This window comes from Cryobacterium sp. TMT3-29-2 (genome assembly GCF_004564305.1).
Classification (GTDB): Bacteria; Actinomycetota; Actinomycetes; order Actinomycetales; family Microbacteriaceae; genus Cryobacterium; species Cryobacterium sinapicolor.
This window is the reverse complement of record NZ_SOGK01000003.1, coordinates 1-1,070: the sequence shown is the minus strand read 5'-3', so window position 1 is coordinate 1,070 and position 1,070 is coordinate 1. Positions and strand designations below refer to the sequence as shown.

Below are 1,070 nucleotides of genomic sequence, written 5' to 3'. Positions count from 1 at the left end.
TGATTCTTGGAAAGACCGATCAAGTCTTTTCCGAAGGAGTACACGCGATGACCGCACCCCATTTTATTGACCCTGCCCGTTTCCTGTCCGAACAACTCGAGCAAGCCTCCCCGGACCTGATGCCCCAGATGCTGACCACGTTCATCAACGCGCTGATGAGCGCCGAGGCCGAAGCCGTCTGCGGCGCCGAATACGGCCAGATCTCCGCCGACCGGGTCAACTCCCGCACGGGCTACCGGCACCGGGATTTCGACACCCGCACCGGCACCCTCGACGTCGCGATCCCGAAGCTGCGCACCGGCACCTACTTCCCAGGCTGGCTCCTCGAGCGGCGTCGCCGCGCCGAGGCCGCCCTGACCAGCGTCGTGGCGACCTGCTACCTCCTCGGGGTCTCGACCAGGCGGATGGAGAAACTCGTCGAGTCCCTCGGCATCACCCGCCTGTCCAAGTCGCAGGTGTCAATCATGGCTAAGGACCGCGACGAACAGGTCGAGCAGTTCCGCACCCGACCCATCGACGCCGGCCCTTACACGTTCGTGGCCGCCGACGCCCTGGTGCTGAAGGTGCGCGAGGGCGGCCGTGTCGCCAACGTCCACGCGCTCCTCGCGACGGGCGTAAACAAGGACGGGCACCGCGAGATCCTGGGCCTGCAGGTTACCAGCGCCGAAGACGGTGCCGGCTGGCTCGGCTTCTTCCGCGACCTGACCGCACGCGGCCTCACCGGCGTGAAATTCGTCACGAGCGACGCTCACGCCGGCCTCGTGGCCGCCATCGGGGCGACCCTGCCCGGCGCCACCTGGCAGTGCTGCCGCACCCACTACGCCGCGAACCTGATGTCCGCGGCCCCGAAGTCCAGCTGGCCGTGGGTGAAGACCCTGCTCCACTTGCGTCTACGACCAGCCCGACGCGGACGCCGTCCACGCACAGTTCGACCGAGTCCTGAACGCCCTGGAGGAGAAGCTCCCCGCAGTCGCCACCCACCTCGAGGCGGCCCGGGCGGACGTGCTCGCGTTCACCGGGTTCCCGAAGGAGATCTGGCGTCAGCTCTGGTCCAACAACCCACAGGAACG

The 1,070-nt window shown here is 67.5% G+C and carries 1 pseudogene; it reads left to right on the top strand.

Annotated features, from left to right (window positions below):
• Positions 1-47 precede the first annotated feature (47 nt).
• Positions 48-1,070 (top strand): annotated as a pseudogene (locus E3O67_RS00170) (IS256 family transposase); the annotation flags it as partial.